The sequence below is a fragment of the Buttiauxella cochleicola genome (assembly GCF_021283185.1).
Taxonomy (GTDB): domain Bacteria; phylum Pseudomonadota; class Gammaproteobacteria; order Enterobacterales; family Enterobacteriaceae; genus Buttiauxella; species Buttiauxella massiliensis.
This window is the reverse complement of record NZ_JAJSOS010000006.1, coordinates 266,810-282,344: the sequence shown is the minus strand read 5'-3', so window position 1 is coordinate 282,344 and position 15,535 is coordinate 266,810. Positions and strand designations below refer to the sequence as shown.

The window sequence follows — 15,535 nt, the reverse complement described above, 5'->3', positions numbered from 1 at the left end:
CGCCTTCGGGCGCTTTTTTTATTCGGTTAAATAGACAATCTGCACTAAAAAGCAAATCGGCTTGCTCTATTTAAGTCGCAATTTAGTAAGATGAATCCGATTAAAATCCTCTGTTTTTTCTATTTTTTTTAGATTTTAGCCCCGGTTCGGTGTTTCTTTGAGCGAACGATCAAATTTAAGTGCATTCCCATCAAAAATTTATTCTCAAGATAAAAAAGTTTGTGTAATACTTGTAACGCTACATGGAGATTAACTCAATCTAGAGGGTATTAATAATGAATCGTACTAAACTGGTACTGGGCGCGGTAATCCTGGCTTCTACTATGCTGGCAGGTTGTTCTTCTAATGCTAAAATCGATCAACTGTCTTCTGACGTTCAGACTCTGAACGCTAAAGTTGACCAGCTGAGCAACGACGTGAACGCAATGCGTTCTGACGTTCAAGCTGCTAAAGACGACGCAGCACGCGCTAACCAGCGTCTGGACAACCAAGCTCACTCTTACCGTAAGTAAGAGTACTTGTATTAAAATGGCGCACATTGTGCGCCATTTTTTTGCCTGAAATTCCTGCAACTCAAAATACCCCGCTAATTCATCACCACGCTGCTTTGCCCACTTATCACACTTGCACCACTACTTGTTACGGGCGCACTGCCTGTCGTCGTCCTGACGCTCTGTATAGGCGTGATATTGACCGGTTGCGACGGCACACCCTGCGGTGCATTCACCAGTACCGGATAACCCGCTCGCCGTGATATGGCACTATCAACCTGCGCCTTGTCGCTCATCGGGTTGTCGATAAACGAACCGAACGAGGCTGAAATGGCAATCGGGACCGTTTGTGGGTTTTCCCAATCGTTGCGCGACAGCGGTTGATGTACTTCCACAAAACGCCGGCCATCCGGCTCAATGCTATATTTCACCGGTTCATTGATGATTTGCACACGCGTGCCCCAGGCGACCTGGCTGAATAACGCTTTAATATCTGGCGCTCGCATACGCATACAACCCGAACTCACACGCAAACCGATACTGTTACGCGCATTAGTGCCATGAATCAGATATTCACCCCCGCCCTGCTCGAGGCGCAGAGCATAACGCCCAAGCGGGTTATTTGGACCCGCAGGCACCACAGCAGGCAGCGTAATGCCTTGAGCCGCTGAGCGCGCGCGAATGTTAGCAGTTGGTGTCCAGGTTGGATTTGGGATCTTTTGGCTGATACGGGTCACCATCACGGGGGTTTCACGCCCCAGCTGACCAATCCCCAATGGATAAACCTCAACACGATTCTGTCCTGGCGGATAGTAATAGAGCCGTAACTCAGCAAGGTTAATAACAATTCCCTCACGTGGCGTATCGGGGAGGAGCATTTGTGAAGGAATAGTCAGTTCACTGCCGGGTTTAGGCAGGAATGGGTCAACGGTATTATTCGCCTCAAGAAGAAGTAACACGCCGGTATTATATTTTGCAGCGACTGTTTCGAGATTTTTACCGTCATTAGGCACAATATAAGTTTGATTCTCACCGATTATCCGACTGCCCGGTGGCGGGAGTAAATAATCGACAGCCCACGCCGACTGGCTTGCCGCCAGAGCGCTAATTAAAAATAATGTTATTTGAGAGAACGCGCGTTTCATACTGAATTCCTGTATTCACCGGCTGAATGCCGGAATGCTGAAAGCCATGCGAGGCAATGAAATTACCTCGCGTTAACAGGATGAAAGCTGTTCTTTGAGTTTAGCTAAGATTGGCGGCTTTGGTACGAATAGCGCGGATCATTGCTTCAAGCCCTTGCGAGCGCGAGGGGGTAAGATGTTGAGCCAGTTCAAGTTTCTCAAACCAGGGGCGCACATCAAACGCGACAATATCCTGTGCAGTCATCTGTTGGTAGAGAATAAATACGATAGCAATCAGCCCCTTGACTATCGCGGCATCGCTATCACCCTCGAGCGTAATTACACCATCAGGCTGTTGATGGATAACAATCCATACCTGACTCTGACAGCCCTGAATAATGTTTTCTGCTTTATGCTCAGCTTGCGGCAACTCCGGGAGGCGCGCGCCCAGCTCTATGATGTAGAGATATTTCTCTTCCCAATTGCTGCACCGACTAAAGTTTTTCAGCAGTTTTTCTTTATCTGGCAACGTAGCCATGGCTTGCTCCCTGTTAGCCCAAAAGGCGATGAATCCGCTGTAAACCAGCCACCAGGCGATCCACCTCTTCTTCGGTGTTGTACATAGCAAATGAAGCGCGGCACATTGCTGGCACTTTGTAGAACGCCATCAGCGGCATCGCACAATGGTGGCCGGTGCGCACTGCAATGCCGTAATTATCGAGGAAACTTCCCACGTCATATGCATGATGTTTACCGAGATTGAAGGCGATAACCCCAAGACGATGTTCAGGCCCGTAGATGGTTAAATCGGGAACCGCTTGTAACGCCTGCTGTGCGTAGCGCATCAGAGAGTGCTCATACTCGCTCACCTCGGCAAGATTGAGGCTTTCTACGTAGCGTAGAGCGGCCCCCAGCCCGATAATCCCGGCAGTGTTTGGCGTACCCGCCTCAAAACGCCACGGGGCTGCGGCATAAGTGGTGCCTTCCGTCAGGCTGACGTTGGCAATCATTGACCCGCCCCCTTCCCATGGCGGCATCTTTTGCAGGATTTCTTCACGCGCATACAACACGCCAATCCCCGTCGGTCCATAAATTTTGTGACCGGAGAAAAGATAGAAATCGCAATCCATCGCCTGCACATCAATGGCATGGTGCATGATGGCCTGTGCGCCATCCACCAGCACTTTTACGCCAGCCTGATGAGCAGTGGCAATCATCTCACGTACCGGGTTTTCCGTACCCAGTACATTCGAAACCTGAGTAATAGCCAGCAGTTTTGTGCGCTCATCAATTAGCGTTGGGAAGACATCCAGCTGCAACATGCCGTCTTGATTCAATGGAATCACGCGCAGCGTCGCATCCGTCTGCTCGCAGAGCATTTGCCATGGCACGATATTGGCGTGGTGCTCCATCGCGGAAATAATGATGTTGTCACCAGCCTGGATATTGGCTCGCCCCCAGCTGTTTGCAACCAGGTTAATTCCTTCGGTTGTCCCACGCACAAAGACAATTTCTTCCGGGGTTCGTGCATTAATGAAGCCTGCCACCTGATTACGCACGTTCTCCATAAGCTGCGTAGCTTCGGCACTCAATGTGTGAATGCCGCGATGCACCGCCGCATAACCATGGCTGTAAAAATTCAGCTCGGCATCAATCACCGCCTGCGGCTTTTGCGCGCTGGCAGCACTGTCTAAATAGACCAGCGGCTGCCCATTCACTTCCCGGCTTAAAATCGGGAAATCAGCCCGCACCCGTTCTATGGAAAAACTCATGCATCGCCCCCTGCAAAGCGCTGGCCGATTCGTGCCAGAACCTGCTGTTTTAATGCCTCGTCACGAATGCTTTCCGTAAGCTCTGCGGCAAAGGCAAAAATAATCATTTGAAGTGCGGCCTGCTCTTTAATCCCGCGCGATCGCAGATAGAACATCTGCTCATCGTCAATGCGGCCAATCGTGGCACCGTGGCTGCATTTCACGTCGTCGGCATAAATTTCCAGTTGCGGCTTGGTATCTACCTCCGCCAGACGCCCCAACAGAAGGTTATTGTTGGTCATCTGCCCGTCGGTTTTAATCGCGTACTTCGCCACTTTGATCATGCCGTTAAACACTGCGCGGCCTTTATCGCGGACAATCGTTTTATGTAACTGGCGACTGTTACAGTAGCCCTTGTTATGTTCAAGCCAGGTGCGGGTGTCGCACACTTCGTTGTTGATTGGCAGCGCCAGGCTGTTCATTCGCAGTTGTGTGTTCTCGCCATTCAATTGGGTACTGGTGTTGTGGCGTAATACCGCGGCTCCCAGCAAGAAACTGCTGCTTTCAACCGCCGCATCCTGACCAATGATTAAATCATTATGAGCAAAGTGGTAACTCTGGGCATTTTCAAAAGCCAATTTGTCATGAAGCAACTGGCTGTTTGCACCAACTTCAGCCGTAAAACGCGCCCCGGTAAAATGGGCGTGCTCATCAAGGCTGACGTAATGCTCAATCACTGTTGCCTTAGCGCCTTCACCAAGCGACAAGTGGTGGCGATAATGCGCGGTATTCATCTCGCCCTGCTCACTACCCCGGCTAATATGCATCAGCAACAGTGCTTTCGCTGGGCTGTGATTACGCGCCACGCGTATATGCGTTACGGTTTCGGCGAGGCTTTCGGTGAGATGCAAAAATACTTCGCCCTGTACTGCCGCCGGTAGAGAGTCGCGAGTTTCATCCACTGTCACGTCAAAACCACTGTGGGTTAAATCGTCACTCAATTGCGCATTGAAGCGCCCGTCGACAAACACCAGCCGCCACGCATCCACTGACAGCGCCAGCGCATCGCGTTGAATCTCAGTCAACTCCTCAGGCGCAGGCAAGACAAACTGGTTATTAAGCAACCCTTCCAGCGGGGTGTATTTCCAGTTTTCATTTTTGCGCGTCGGCAACCCCAGGCGCAGCATTTGCTGCATATGTTCCTGAGCTTCTTTGCTGCGTTTCTCGCCCTGTGTTTCAAACAGGTGGTGCCACTGTTGCAGGGCGTTGCTGTTACTGCTGTTCGGTAAGCCAGCCATAACCCTGCTCCTCCAGTTGTTTCACCAGACTGAAATCACCTGATTTCACAATTTTCCCCTGATACAACACATGGACAAAATCAGGTTTGATGTAGTCAAGAATGCGCTGGTAGTGCGTGACGATAATGAACGCACGGTTGCCATCACGCAGGGAATTCACCCCTTCAGCAACGATCTTCAGCGCATCAATATCCAGCCCGGAATCGGACTCGTCAAGAATACAAAGTTCTGGTTCAAGCACCGCCATTTGCAGAATATCGTTACGTTTTTTCTCACCGCCAGAGAAACCAACGTTGACCGAACGTGTCAGTAAATCCTCCGGCATTTTCAGTAATTTGATCTTCTCTTCCATCAAATCCTGGAAATCGAAACGGTCGAGCTCTTCGAGCCCGCGATATTCGCGCACCGCATTCAGCGCGGTTTGCAGGAAGAACTGGTTGCTGACGCCGGGAATTTCTACCGGGTACTGGAACGCCATAAAGATGCCTTCACCCGCGCGATCTTCAGGTGACAATTCCAACAGATCTTTGCCTTTAAAATGGACTTCACCACCGGTCACTTCATAGTCGTCGCGCCCGGCAAGTGTTGCGGAAAGCGTACTTTTCCCTGAGCCATTCGGCCCCATAATGGCGTGCACCTCGCCCGGTTTTATTTCAAGGCTTAAACCGCGCAGGATCTCTTTGTCCTCAACGCTTACCTGTAGATCTTTAATGCTCAGCATAATTTTCCCTTAATCCTTAACCAACACTGTGCTCAAGACTAATCGCTAATAATTTTTGTGCTTCCACCGCAAATTCGAGCGGCAATTCCGAGAACACGTCTTTACAGAACCCGTTGACGATCATTGAAATCGCATCGTCCTGGGCTATCCCGCGTTGCAGGCAATAGAACAACTGGTCTTCACCGATGCGCGATGTCGTCGCTTCGTGCTCGAGTTGGGCGGTATTGTTGCGGCATTCAACGTACGGGAAGGTATGCGCGCCACTGTCCGGGCCGATAAGCATCGAATCACACTGCGTAAAGTTACGGGCGTTGGTCGCCGTCGGCATGATTTTCACCAGCCCGCGATAGCTGTTCTGACTGTGCCCGGCGGAGATGCCTTTCGAGATAATCGTCGAGCGGGTGTTTTTGCCGATGTGGATCATCTTGGTTCCGGTATCCGCCTGCTGATGCCCCGCCGTCAGCGCCACCGAGAAAAATTCACCGATGGAGTTATCGCCACGCAGGATCACGCTCGGGTATTTCCAGGTAATTGCCGAACCGGTTTCTGATTGCGTCCAGGACATTTTGCTGTTCGCCCCTTCGCACAGCGCACGCTTGGTCACGAAGTTCAGAATGCCGCCGGTGTTTCCATCGCCCGGGAACCAGTTTTGCACCGTGGAATATTTCACTTCGGCATCTTTGTGGATGATGACCTCCACCACTGCGGCGTGAAGCTGGTAGCTATCGCGAACCGGCGCTGAGCACCCTTCGATATAACTGACGTAGCTGCCTTCGTCGGCCACTAAAATGGTGCGTTCAAACTGGCCGGTTTTCTCGGCATTAATGCGGAAATAAGTGGAAAGCTCCATCGGGCAGCGCACACCTTTGGGCACGTAAATAAAGGTGCCGTCGGATGCTACCGCCGCATTCAGCGCGGCAAAGAAGTTGTCGTTACTCGGAACCACTGTACCGAGATATTTTTGCACCAGATCAGGAAACTCGTGAATCGCCTCGCCAAAAGAGCAGAAAATAATGCCCTGTTCGGAGAGTTTTTCACGGTAAGTGGTCGCTACAGAAACGGAGTCAAAAATTGCATCCATGGCGATATTCGAACCTTCGCGCACCGGAACACCGAGCTGTTTAAAAGCTTCTTCCACTTCACCTGTCAGATACGCGTTGCTGCCTGGCTGCTGGACAGCGCCAGGTTGCGATTCACAATTGTCATCGCAACTGCCACACGACGGCGCGGAGTAGTAGCTGTAATCCTGATAGTTAAGCTTATCGTAATGGGCCTTCAGCCAGTGCGGCTCTTCCATTTCAAGCCAGGCGCGATAGGCGCTAAGGCGAAATTCCAGCATCCACTCAGGTTCATTGCGCCGCGCAGAGATTGCCCGCACCACATCTTCGTTGATGCCGTGCGCCATTTCGTCGGTTTTTAGCTGGGTGAAAAAGCCTTCTTTATAGGAATGGCTTCCCGCCCAGGTTTGCACTTCTTCAGACGTTTCAGTGTTACGTGACATAATCCCGCCTACACCCCAAAGCTTTCACCACAGCCACATTCGTGCTGGGCTTTCGGGTTGTTGAATTTGAATATTTCGTTTAATCCTTCATGCACATAATCGACTTCCGTTCCGTCGATAAACGGCATCGCTGAAAGTGGAACCCACAACTTTGCGCCGTCCAGTTCAAAAAGGAGATCGTCAGACTTAGGTTCCTTAACGGTATCCAGCACGTAGCCGAAACCCGCGCACCCGGTCTGTTTAATGCCCAAACGCACACCAAGGAAGCCCGGCTGCTGGCTTGCCAGTTTGCGAATATGAGCAGCAGCATCAGGAGTTAACGTCAGTCCCTTCCAGGCAAATTCACTGGGATCGAAGCTACCGGTTTGCACATCCATAATTCACCTCTTTATGTTTTGCCGCCCAAAGGCCAACACCCTATGTTAATGATAACTATTATCAATACAACATCCTGATAACAGGGGTATTCACGAAATGCGCTATTTTTAGGCGTCTTAACTAAGGATAGACCCTGCTGAAAGTCTTGCAGGCGGTGAAATGAGCTATTTAACTCAATGAAATTAAGAGCATTTAACTGGAATAAGAAAGCTTAGGTGATAGAAAGTAAAAGATGTATAGAGAATACCGATTTATGCGATTGGTGGCCCCAGGAACACGATGATCTCCATCGGCAATGCATACATGAGTATTTGTAATAAACGCCTGGCATAGCATGTTCACCCGGTGGAGTGGTGCACAGTCACAACTTAGGCTATTTTCATTTTCATCAAATACATCTCCCCCTGATTTTGTTTAGGGGTTATCTGGCTAGAAATGGGGCTTTTATGAAAAACTTGATACTGGGTGTGATAGCAAAAATCTCTAAAATGGATGCCGAAGCAAAGCAACTGGCGGCAAAAGTCGAAGCTCAGTCTCTGCTTATCGGCGCATTGTTACTGACCATTGGTAAAAATGGCGGTATGAATGAAATGTTGGAGAACGTCAGAAAAGCAATCAATGCGGCTTTAGACGCGGCTGATACTCCCCTGAAGACTGATGCCGAGATACTTTTAAATGAATTCAATAACCTTCTTTTGTTAACACAACTGCTGGAAACAAACGATGCTGAGATTGATCTTGAAGCTCTGAGAAGTATGCCTGGCGAAACAGCTGCTGAATGAGTTTACCCCGGCCAGAAGTCACCCTTTTAGCCTTTTGCTTGGAATACAGTTACAACCCTATAAAAAAGATAAGTAGATGATAATCATTGAAACCGAAAGATTAATTTTACGTCCTCAAACCATTGCAGATTTTGATGTTTGGTTGCCCATGTATGCAGACCCTCAAATTTTCCATGTGACCAATTCTCCAGGTTTTACACCGGAAGAGGGATGGAATCGTATTTTGAGAAACATCGGGCACTGGTCAACATTTGGATTCGGGATCTTCTCCATCTTCCAAAAATCTGATGGTGTTTTTTTAGGGGAAACGGGGCTGGCTAATTTTCATCGTAGTGTTGATGAGAAGTTTGATAAATGCGCTGAAGCTTCATGGGTTATTACAAGCGCTGCCCAGGGCCAAGGGATTGCAAAAGAAGCTGCCGATGCCGCACACCATTGGTATGTCGATTCGTTTTCGCCAGTCAAAACTGTGTGCCTGATTGTGAAACATCACCCAGCATCAATTCGCGTTGCTCAACATATCGGTTACCGTATTTATGATGAGTGCTTATATAAAGGAGCGGAGTGCTTCAAGCTAGAACGCTTATACGAAAAATAATCAGCTTTTCAGACACCATTAACATCATCAATATTCCTCTTCTTACTCAACACGTTCAGAAGAGGAATTATTTAATCCGCTTTCACAGTTTGTTTAAATCTTAATAACCCGCAGCTTTGTTAGCCGCTTTTATGCGCTTATTTCTTGAATCTTTTTCATTTTTATCAGTAGCCTGCATTATCCCACCAGCAGCATCTACCCAATCACTCGCGGTGCACCCGGATAATGTCAGACTCAATATAAGTGCGAACATATACTTCATTTTAACTCCCTTACTTCTCATCAATGTATAAAAAACGTCCGTGTAATACGCAAAGTATTTGACGCTGAATACATTATTTTGACAAAAAATCTCAAGAGGAGCAAAGGAGAATATGTTGCACAAGTGCTTTTATACATGACATTACACTCCACAATACGCCTGCAACATCATGAAATTCGATTTCAGGAAGCGTTGAGGGCTACTTTATTTGCCTCTAACGCATCAACGGCACATTGCTGATCCAAGTGGCCACCCGGCGCACCGCCAATACCAATGGCACCGATGGTTTGGTTATCAACTTTCACTGGGATACCACCGCCCAATAATAAGAAACCTGGGATATCACGCATGTTCTGCGCACCAGCGTTATCCTGTGCACTCTTCATAACATCGCCCGTTGTATTTTTGGTAGTCAGTGCGGTATAGGCTTTCATACGACTGGCTTCAACGGTGTGCGGGCCTGCGTTATCCATACGCTTAACGATTTTCACAACGCCGGCACGGTCAACAACGGTTACCGCGACATTGTAATTTTTGGCGCTACAGGCCTGAATGGCACTCTGTGCGAGCTTATCGGCAAACTCGAGAGAGAGATTTTTTTCGGTCAGAACATTGCTTGCAAACGCAGGCATTGCTGCGGCAGTGCTGAAAAGAGCAGCGGCTAACAGGATGGATTTTTTCATGGTTTCTTCCCTCAACTCGGTTGTGATTAATTAACGAGAGTTAAGGTAGCGAACCAGGTTGCGCAAAACCATTCGGATGAATACCAGGGAAACCAGGTAATTTTACGTAGTGCCTTTCAGCCCGCCGTAGATTTTTATTAACTTCGCCAACGAGTTGATTTCAAGCCGCGCAAACAAACTTGCGCGATGTGCCTCGACGGTTCGTGGTGACAACGACAGATCCCGCGCCATCTCTTTGTTCGATTTCCCCTGCATGATTAGATTCATCACTTCTTGTTCGCGCGCTGAAAGCGTCGCCAGTTTGGCCTGCAAATCGGACTGGTTTTCACGCTGCTGCTGGCTTTGTTTTTGTTGCTCAAGCGCAGCACTCACAGTTTCAATTAGCAGGTCGGCATCAATGGGTTTTGTTAAAAATTCAAATGCCCCATTTTTAAATGCGCGACGGCAAAGATCTATACTGCCATGCCCGGTCATCATGATAACTGGCAGGCTGCATCCCATTTGTTCCCAGCTTTCCAAAAGCGTGATCCCGGACTTTCCAGGCATACGAATATCCAGCAACAGGCAACCATTCAGGGCTGGCATATCTGGCTCGGATTCCAGGAAATTTTGTACACTGGTGTAGGTTTGTGTTTCCCAACCCATCGTTGCCAGAAGTGCGGTTAATGAAAAGCGTATCGCTTCATCATCGTCAATAAGATAGATTCGCTGCCCCATCACGCCTCCTGGTGTATGTGTGGAAAAGTCAGGGTGAAACACGCGCCACCCGCAGCACTATTTTCTGCGTAGATACTGCCATTTAGCCGCTGTACCAGCGTTTCGGTCAGCGCCATTCCTAGTCCAAGCCCTTCTTTACGGGTGGTAAAGAAAGGCATAAACACCTGTTCTAATGCTTGCTCGCTCAGCCCTGGTCCACCGTCAGTGACGGTCAACACGATGTCGTTCCCGGCCTGACGGGCATTGATTGACACCCAGGCTTTGTCATTGTGCTGCTGGGCCTGAATCGCGTTACTGAGCAGGTTATGGAATATCTGCTCAATACCTAGTGGTGAGGCCATAAGTGAAGGGAATGATTCAGGGATTTGGTTTATTACCGTGACTTTTCCACATTCAATCTCATTACCCAGCAGCATCGCTACTCTTTCCCAGGTACTGTACAAATCCACCGGTTGCAACGTCTGTTCATCACTGTGCAATTTCTCCCGAAACTCCAGCAGCAATGCACTAATACGCTTTGTTTGCATAACCGAAGCTTCCAGCAGCGGCTGAGCTTTTTCAGCCTGTTGTTGTGCAATCAGGCGCTGCGCGGTTTGTGAATAGCTCAAAATTGCCGTAAGCGGTTGATTGAGTTCATGCACCATTCCTGCAGCAATTTCTCCCATCGCGTTCAGACGTGCTAGTTCTGAAAAATGGGCGCGTAAATCAGCAATATTGCGCTGGCGCTTCGTCGTCTGATACTGGTTATATAAGTTGATAGCCATTGCCCAGAAAACACCCACCAGCACCAGAATTAGCCAGGGTAAATTTCGCCAGTCAGGATTATTCGTCACCTGCAGATTTAGCGGTTGCGAGGGGCTGGAAATCTGTTTCTCCCAACTCCACCAATCATCATTCCCGGCTGCGCCCTGAGTGAGAAGTGCGACACCTTGCCAGCTTAGACTAAAGTGATGAAACCTCTGTGTACGCACCAGATCAGTAAGCAATGTGGGTAAATCAATCAACAAAGAACCTTGTGGTGAATTGATCCAGTAGGTCCCCGCGCGTGCAGGGTTGATATCCGGCCGTGGAGGATCATGAGGCGTGGTTTGCCAGCGCAAAATATAGGGGAATTTCTTCTGCACTACCGCCGGGTCGCTACTGTTTGAAAGCAAGGCGAGAATGACATCGTTTTGCGCAAGTTTGACCGTGATATCGCGATACAAAATACGGAACTCAGCGCTTTGTTCCTCATACTGCTGATGCAGAGCATAGACAACCACTCCCCCGCCGCAAAGCGCAGAGAGAATCAGCCAGATAAGGACTTTACGCATCGAGTTCCTTAATTTCGGAGATGTTCAACAGAGATCAAAGCCAACCTTTTTTGCTGAAGGTCGCTCGTGTCGCTTCATTCAAATCATAGTTGCCCAGTTCAGAATGTTTAACCCAGGCGATTTCCTGAAATTCTTCGTTAAACGTGACATGGCGATTGGCGCTCACGCAGTCAAACAACAGATAAATCATGTAGATTTCTTCTTTGCTGCCATCAGCATAGGTCTTCACGCGCACGTCGTCGGCAAAGGTCCAGGGTTTAACACAGCTTATCTGCAGTTCTGCGCCCAGCTCTTCATGAATTTCGCGTAGCAACGCCTCTTCCATTCGTTCACCCGGCTCCATTCCACCGCCGGATAACGCCCATTGCCCAGGGAACACACCGCGATCGTCTGCCATCTTACACAGCAGCACTTCACCGTTATTTTCAATAATTGGGCAGACGATAATTCTCTGACGCATACGACCTCCTGATGTCTTTAGTTTTGCTGACGTTAGCAGAAATGCGCTCGTGAGTCTCACCTGGCATAATGCCTATGGCGCTGATAATTAGATATTTGCGAGGAGAAAGGTCATTAGAATTTATCGAAATAATTGCGGTTGCTTAATGGAGTATTGATGTACCTGGTGAGTGCGCGGGTGGATGATTTGAAAACACCGACTCCTGCGAACCACAAACATAGCTTAAAAAAACCGGTGGATATCGCTTGCGCTAATCCACCCTTGTATCTTGAAACGGTGTCGGGTTAGCGCAGCGTCATCCAACATTAATTCCTTCTATCACTGCCATTCACGACCACGCAAATGCAATGTCTCAGAAGGTTTTTCCAGGAACAAGCGTTGATAGTCAGTGGCGAACTGTCCGAGGTGCCAAAAGCCCCAATGCATCGCCGCGTCCTTCACCGTATTCCAGTTAGACCACGGGCTTATCAATTCCCGGCGAACTGCATTTAAACGGAGTGTTTTAAGCCATGCATTCGGCCCGATACCCAGTACTGCATGGAAACCATTTTGCAAAGTACGGCGACTAACGTGTAACTCATTGCATAGCTCGAGTACCGTTAACGGTTCCGATGTGCGACTTAACACGCAGTCACGTGCCTGTGATACCAGGCGTTGATAGCTGATTTTACGGGACATCAGTTCTGATGCTACCGGCTGGGCACTTTCCAGTAGTTCACTCATCCCCGAGAGCAAATTATGTGTCAGTACTCTGCGCACGTTTTCGTTGCGCATACATTCAGGGTCATGACTGCCATGTGCCAGCGCTTCATTGATAAAACGCCAGATTGTCTCTTTTTTCTGCTGGCACACATCCAGCGCAGAGTTATTTTGCAAAAGCTCAAATAAAACATCGGGTTGCTGAAACAGCCCTGCATTACGAAATAGCACATCGTTGGCAATCACCACGCCAAGAATAGTGTATTCATCTGGTGTGCTAAGCTCAAACTCCGTCCCTCCGGGGCGGGCCGCGATCTCTTCTTTTCCCAACAGTTGAGTACCGATAAACCCTTTTTCGCCATGCGTGGCCGGAATGCCAAACCAGAAGGCATTCGGCCACACCATGCAAGACTGGCGAAGAGCAAGGCTGGTGTATTCACGAAACATTTGGATGTCATCAAATAGCATCTCAGTCAGTTCACCCTGAAAATGCCCAGGCTGGAGCTGATCGTAAAGTTGCTGCCACGCAGTGATGGTGCAGGCATGTTCATAGACATCTTTTGTCACACGCTGTTGAATGACATCATCTTCAATCAGAGGTGTCACCTTTTCGTCCCGCGCATACTCCGTTTTACGCAGATGATGTAAGTCAGTATTAATTTTCTTACTCATACGCGACTCCTTGCGATACTACTCAGACTTCAGACGATAACGGCTGCTACGCTTACGCAATTTTCCGTCATGGAATAAAGCCTCAAGTTGCGTTCTGGCTTCTTCGAGCGGCCAGTTAAAATGCGCCGCGACTTCACCCGCCGTCATCCCGTGCTCCTGGGTTTGCAGCACATCGAGTAACGCTTGTGTTTCCATGGGTTTGACTGCCACCCGTTTGGCTGCGGGCTTACGGCCAAAACTGCAAACTAGCCGCTCAATGTCTTCATCAGGGCGGCCCAGTTCCTTACGGCTAACCACTCGTCCGGTGCGGCTGGCAGCAGCAGAGCCTGCATCCAGCGCTGCACGACAAGCCGCGAGATCCCCTTCAACAACCAACGTCACCATGCCAGGATTGAGCACTTCGTGGTTCAATAAGCGCACGTTTGCTGCTTTTAGCATCGCATCCGCAGCATCAATTCCCGCGACCAGGCCGTACACTTCGAGCAAACCGAGTGAGTTCATCGTTTAGCCCCTATGCACGCTGAATTGGATTACGCGCTATCTCAAGCACAGCTTCACTAAAGGCGTTACAAGCGGCTTTACAAGCGGCCTGACTGCCCGTCATAAACGCTGCTGAGTAGTTGGTTTCCGACGGTGGCGGCACGTAAGTGACAATGCGCACATCAGCAGATTTCAACGCAGCATCAATGCCAAACGTGGCTTCCAGCGGCGGTGCAACCAGGTAAGCCATAGGGTCTCCCAGCAAGATCCCTGCCGTTGTTGAAAGATACGAACCTGTCCGGGAGATTAGATGAGCCAGAAATGCGGTATCTTCCGCATCGTTAGCCCACTGAAAAGCAGGCCCCTGTTCAATAGTGGCAAACATCGAATCCAGCCCGGCACGCACTTCCGCAGGGTTTGGCCCACCCAGCATAATCAGAACTTCCCCGGCTGTAGGTGACGGGCCGTGTGCGGCGCCAGCATACAACGAACGTCCAAACACCACTTCAACCTGTGCCTGTTTTGTCGCTTCGTCGGCGGCAATATAGGTTACATCATCAGAATCAGCAGTAATCAAACCCAGGCTACGAATATGGGCAGGCAATTTCAGCTCACGGGCAAACCCTTCACTGACGTTGGCGATAACCCGCATCGCTTTCACATTCGGTTTAATCAAATCTAAAGCTGGCATGGTAATGCTCCCTTTAACGAGTCAGGTTGATGCCCGACGCTTTCTGCGCCAGCATACGTTTAGCAAGTTCGACAATGACGGCAGCCGCTTCCACTGGCGGTGTACCACCCCGGTGAATGTTAGAGATACAGGTGCGGTCGGCTTCTACCGTGGTGGCAGTTTTTGGCGAGTAAACGGCGTAGCAAGACAAACTTTCCGATTGCCCAAGCCCTGGGCGTTCGCCCACCAGCAAAATCACCACTTTCGCCCCCAGTAGCTCACCGATTTGATCTTCAATCTTCACGCGACCATAGCGCACAAAGAACGGTGTGCCGACATGCAGCCCGGATTGTTCCAGTCCTTGCAGCAGTGGCGGCAAAATTTCGCCGTAGTTGGCGGTGATAGCATCTGTTGAAAGACCGTCGGAAATGACGACCTGGACATCCGGGTTCTGTTTGCAACTGGTGCGCAGCAATTCGATGGCATTAGCGCTAAGGCGGCGCCCCAAATCCGGGCGTGTAAGGTAGAGGTTTTTGTCGCTGATTTCTGATTGCAACTCCAGCAACCCCTGCTGCTGCACCCATTCGGCGGGCACTTCTTTAAGAACGGTATCTTTCGAACGTGAATGGTCAGCTAAAAAGCGCAACAAAGCCTGAGTGCGCGGGCGCGGACCGGCGCGGCCGGTGCATACACGCGCAACCGTACTGTGGCGCAACTCTTCAAGCACATCAGCACGATGCGGGTTCTGCACGCCAATCCACATTTTGGCCTCGGTAGAACCTAAATCGACACTGCAACTTTCTTCTGTTGTTTGCACCACGACAGGCGTAGTTGGGGAAGCAACAACCGCAGGCTGCACGGCATTAGCTGGGGTTTCCATATTCTCCAGCACGCTGCGTACAATTTCTTCAATCTGTTTTTGGTCCATGATGATT

19 protein-coding genes are annotated in these 15,535 nt (G+C 49.6%); 3 read left to right on the top strand and 16 right to left on the bottom strand.

Annotated features, from left to right (window positions below):
* The first annotated feature begins 275 nt into the window (after window positions 1–275).
* Window positions 276–512, top strand: a complete 237-nt coding sequence (locus LVQ76_RS11790) for a major outer membrane lipoprotein (protein ID WP_034455915.1) — start codon at window positions 276–278, stop codon at window positions 510–512.
* Between the two features lie 74 nt (window positions 513–586).
* On the opposite strand, the gene ldtE is transcribed toward LVQ76_RS11790, so the two are convergent.
* The 7 genes from ldtE to sufA form a co-directional block, all read right to left on the bottom strand.
* Entirely contained in the window at window positions 587–1,636 is a 1,050-nt protein-coding gene (gene ldtE / locus LVQ76_RS11785; RefSeq protein WP_232864336.1) for a L,D-transpeptidase LdtE, read from the bottom strand.
* 100 nt (window positions 1,637–1,736) lie between these two features.
* Entirely contained in the window at window positions 1,737–2,153 is a 417-nt protein-coding gene (sufE, locus tag LVQ76_RS11780; protein WP_232921713.1) for a cysteine desulfuration protein SufE, read from the bottom strand.
* Window positions 2,154–2,166: 13 nt separating this feature from the next.
* Complete coding sequence (sufS, locus tag LVQ76_RS11775) at window positions 2,167–3,387, bottom strand: cysteine desulfurase SufS (RefSeq protein ID WP_232921712.1); 1,221 nt, start codon at window positions 3,385–3,387, stop codon at window positions 2,167–2,169.
* Window positions 3,384–4,664 (bottom strand): Fe-S cluster assembly protein SufD, encoded by a 1,281-nt coding sequence (sufD, locus tag LVQ76_RS11770; RefSeq protein ID WP_232921711.1) that lies wholly within the window; start codon window positions 4,662–4,664, stop codon window positions 3,384–3,386. The genes sufS and sufD overlap by 4 nt, the downstream gene beginning before the upstream one ends.
* On the bottom strand, window positions 4,639–5,385 hold the full coding sequence (sufC, locus tag LVQ76_RS11765; protein ID WP_232864332.1) for a Fe-S cluster assembly ATPase SufC: 747 nt from the start codon (window positions 5,383–5,385) through the stop codon (window positions 4,639–4,641). Before sufC ends, sufD begins: the two co-directional genes overlap by 26 nt.
* A 16-nt stretch (window positions 5,386–5,401) precedes the next feature.
* Window positions 5,402–6,886 carry a Fe-S cluster assembly protein SufB gene (gene sufB, locus LVQ76_RS11760; protein ID WP_232864331.1) on the bottom strand — a complete coding sequence of 495 codons (1,485 nt, stop codon included), beginning with the start codon at window positions 6,884–6,886 and terminating at the stop codon, window positions 5,402–5,404.
* Between the two features lie 8 nt (window positions 6,887–6,894).
* Complete coding sequence (sufA, locus tag LVQ76_RS11755) at window positions 6,895–7,263, bottom strand: Fe-S cluster assembly scaffold SufA (protein WP_232921710.1); 369 nt, start codon at window positions 7,261–7,263, stop codon at window positions 6,895–6,897.
* Window positions 7,264–7,710: 447 nt separating this feature from the next.
* Between sufA and iraP the strand changes: the two genes are divergently transcribed.
* Both iraP and LVQ76_RS11745 read left to right on the top strand, forming a co-directional pair.
* Entirely contained in the window at window positions 7,711–8,046 is a 336-nt protein-coding gene (gene iraP / locus LVQ76_RS11750) for an anti-adapter protein IraP (protein WP_232864329.1), read from the top strand.
* A gap of 76 nt (window positions 8,047–8,122) precedes the next feature.
* Window positions 8,123–8,644 (top strand): GNAT family N-acetyltransferase, encoded by a 522-nt coding sequence (locus LVQ76_RS11745; protein WP_232903789.1) that lies wholly within the window; start codon window positions 8,123–8,125, stop codon window positions 8,642–8,644.
* A 100-nt stretch (window positions 8,645–8,744) separates the two neighbouring features.
* On the opposite strand, the gene LVQ76_RS11740 is transcribed toward LVQ76_RS11745, so the two are convergent.
* From LVQ76_RS11740 to eutC, 9 genes are all read right to left on the bottom strand, one after another.
* Entirely contained in the window at window positions 8,745–8,906 is a 162-nt protein-coding gene (locus LVQ76_RS11740) for a hypothetical protein (protein WP_232921709.1), read from the bottom strand.
* 182 nt (window positions 8,907–9,088) lie between these two features.
* Window positions 9,089–9,589, bottom strand: a complete 501-nt coding sequence (locus LVQ76_RS11735; protein ID WP_232864326.1) for a GlcG/HbpS family heme-binding protein — start codon at window positions 9,587–9,589, stop codon at window positions 9,089–9,091.
* A 102-nt stretch (window positions 9,590–9,691) separates the two neighbouring features.
* Window positions 9,692–10,306 carry a response regulator transcription factor gene (locus tag LVQ76_RS11730; protein ID WP_232921708.1) on the bottom strand — a complete coding sequence of 205 codons (615 nt, stop codon included), beginning with the start codon at window positions 10,304–10,306 and terminating at the stop codon, window positions 9,692–9,694.
* The gene (locus LVQ76_RS11725; protein WP_232921707.1) at window positions 10,306–11,619 is read right to left on the bottom strand and encodes a sensor histidine kinase; all 1,314 of its coding nucleotides are present in this window, start codon (window positions 11,617–11,619) and stop codon (window positions 10,306–10,308) included. Before LVQ76_RS11725 ends, LVQ76_RS11730 begins: the two co-directional genes overlap by 1 nt.
* 34 nt (window positions 11,620–11,653) lie before the next feature.
* On the bottom strand, window positions 11,654–12,079 hold the full coding sequence (gene nudI / locus LVQ76_RS11720) for a nucleoside triphosphatase NudI (protein ID WP_232864323.1): 426 nt from the start codon (window positions 12,077–12,079) through the stop codon (window positions 11,654–11,656).
* 318 nt (window positions 12,080–12,397) lie between these two features.
* A complete protein-coding gene (gene eutR, locus LVQ76_RS11715; RefSeq protein WP_134183065.1) occupies window positions 12,398–13,450 on the bottom strand; it encodes an HTH-type transcriptional regulator EutR in 1,053 nt (350 codons plus the stop codon).
* A gap of 18 nt (window positions 13,451–13,468) precedes the next feature.
* Window positions 13,469–13,951, bottom strand: coding sequence for an ethanolamine utilization microcompartment protein EutK (gene eutK / locus LVQ76_RS11710; RefSeq protein WP_154149993.1), 483 nt, complete (start codon window positions 13,949–13,951; stop codon window positions 13,469–13,471).
* 10 nt (window positions 13,952–13,961) lie between these two features.
* Window positions 13,962–14,621, bottom strand: a complete 660-nt coding sequence (gene eutL, locus LVQ76_RS11705; protein WP_134183069.1) for an ethanolamine utilization microcompartment protein EutL — start codon at window positions 14,619–14,621, stop codon at window positions 13,962–13,964.
* 13 nt (window positions 14,622–14,634) lie between these two features.
* Window positions 14,635–15,528 (bottom strand): ethanolamine ammonia-lyase subunit EutC, encoded by an 894-nt coding sequence (eutC, locus tag LVQ76_RS11700; protein WP_232921706.1) that lies wholly within the window; start codon window positions 15,526–15,528, stop codon window positions 14,635–14,637.
* Window positions 15,529–15,535: the final 7 nt, after the last annotated feature.